The 1792-nt window shown below is 73.5% G+C and carries 2 protein-coding genes; one reads left to right on the top strand and one right to left on the bottom strand.

Annotated elements, in window-relative coordinates; genetic code table 11:
- Positions 1–774: phosphoserine phosphatase SerB (serB, locus tag HW577_RS24505; protein WP_198378708.1), on the top strand; the 774-nt coding region annotated here is incomplete at its 5' end.
- Here serB and HW577_RS24500 read toward each other — a convergent pair.
- The coding region (locus HW577_RS24500) for a DUF6311 domain-containing protein (RefSeq protein WP_198378707.1) at positions 744–1792 on the bottom strand (1049 nt) is incomplete at its 5' end. The genes serB and HW577_RS24500 overlap by 31 nt on opposite strands.

Raw genomic sequence — 1792 nt, 5'->3', positions numbered from 1 at the left:
GCCGCCGAGGCCGCGGACCTGCCCTTCGCCGGGCTCGCGCCGGAGGCGGCGGACGAAGCGGCGCGCGCCGCACTCGCCGGCCGGCCCGTCGACCTCATCGCCCAGCCCGCCGAAGGCCGGCGCAAGCGGCTGCTGATCGCGGACATGGACAGCACCATCGTGACCAGCGAGACGCTGGACGAGCTCGCCGGCTTCGCCGGGCTCAAGGACCGCATCGCCGCCATCACCAGGCGCGCCATGAATGGCGAGCTCGACTTCGAAGCCGCGCTGCGCGAGCGCGTCGGCATGCTCGCCGGCCTGTCGGTCGATGCTCTGCAACGCACCTGGGAGGCGACGGAACTGATGCCCGGCGCGCGCGAACTGGTCGCGACCATGCGCGCGACAGGGGCGCGCTGCGCGCTCGTCTCCGGCGGCTTCACCTTCTTCACCGGCCGCGTCGCCGCACTGGTGGGCTTCCACGAACATCACTCCAACACGCTGCTCGAGGCGGAAGGGCAGCTTACCGGCCATGTCGCCGACCCGATCCTCGGGCGCAACGCCAAACTCGCGACGCTGAAACGCCTGGCGGCGGAGGAAGGCATCGGGCTCGACGCCACGCTCGCGGTGGGGGACGGCGCGAACGACCTCGACATGATCCAGGCGGCGGGGCTCGGCGTCGCCTTCCGCGCCAAGCCGGTGGTCGCGGCCGCCGCACGCGCGCGAGTGGAACATGCCGATCTCCGCGCGCTTCTGTTTGCCCAGGGCTATCGCGCCGAGGAATTCGTCGTCGCCTGAGCCCGCCAGCCGGGAGCGAGCACCCAGCGCCCGTCGAAGCGCTCGAGCATGTCCCGCGCGGGGTCCATGCCGGCGCGGGCGCGGGCGAGCGAGGCCTCGTCGCCAAGCACGTAGAAGGTGCGCGGTTCATGCGCGCCGGCTTCCAGCAGCGCCGCGACGCGCGCATTGACCGCCTCCACCGCGCGCGGATCGATCCGCGCGAGGTAGACCGCATCCGTCTCCAGCCCGAGCGTCGCGGCATAGACCGCGACCTCCTCCCAGTTGCGCGCCTGCATCCCCGTCGGCACGACGCGGACGAAGGCGTAGCGCGTCGCGGCCTCCCGCCAGAAGGGGTCGGCCAGCCGCAGCGGCACGGTCGGCGGCTGCACGATAAAGTAGTGATGCAGCCTGGCGAAGCCCGGGCGAAGGTCGGCCGCCTGCAGCATCAGCGCGGCGAACAGCACGAAGCCGGCGCGGCCGCCACCGAGCCGGCGGACCAGCGCGACCGCCGCGCCGAACAGCGCGGCATAGAGCACCGGCCAGAAGAAGCGTTCCGACGCACGCAGCGCATCGGCGCGGGAGACGATCCAGTCCGGCAGGGGCAGGACTTCGAATTCCCGCCCGCCGATCGCGACCCGATGGGTGATGGCGAGCAGCAAAAGCCCGGCCAGCACCAGCAGCAGCGCCCAGTGCCGCCGCAGCGCGCCGCGCGGGCCCGCGATCCACGCGACCGCGCCCGCCGCGAGCACGGCCAGCGCGCCGAGACCCGGATAGGAATTGCCGGCTTCCAGATGCCCCGCCGTCTCGATGTCCGGTAGGAAGGCGCCCCAGTAGCCGCGGTCGAAGGGCGCCAGCAGGTCCAGCTGCATCTTCCCATACCCGCCCCATGTGCCGCCGAAGCCGCCCGAAAGCAGGAAGAAGCCGCCCGCCCAGAGCCCCGCGATGCCGAGCGCGGGCACGCCCAGCGCTTCCGCCGCGATGCGCGCCCCGCCGCGCCGCGCGGGATCGGCCGCGCGCGCCAGCCAGTCCGCAGCCCAGA

It is taken from the genome of Neoroseomonas rubea (assembly GCF_016106015.1).
Classification (GTDB): domain Bacteria; phylum Pseudomonadota; class Alphaproteobacteria; order Acetobacterales; family Acetobacteraceae; genus Neoroseomonas; species Neoroseomonas rubea.
Note: the sequence above shows the minus strand (reverse complement) of the source record. Positions and strands in the feature narration are given on the sequence as shown.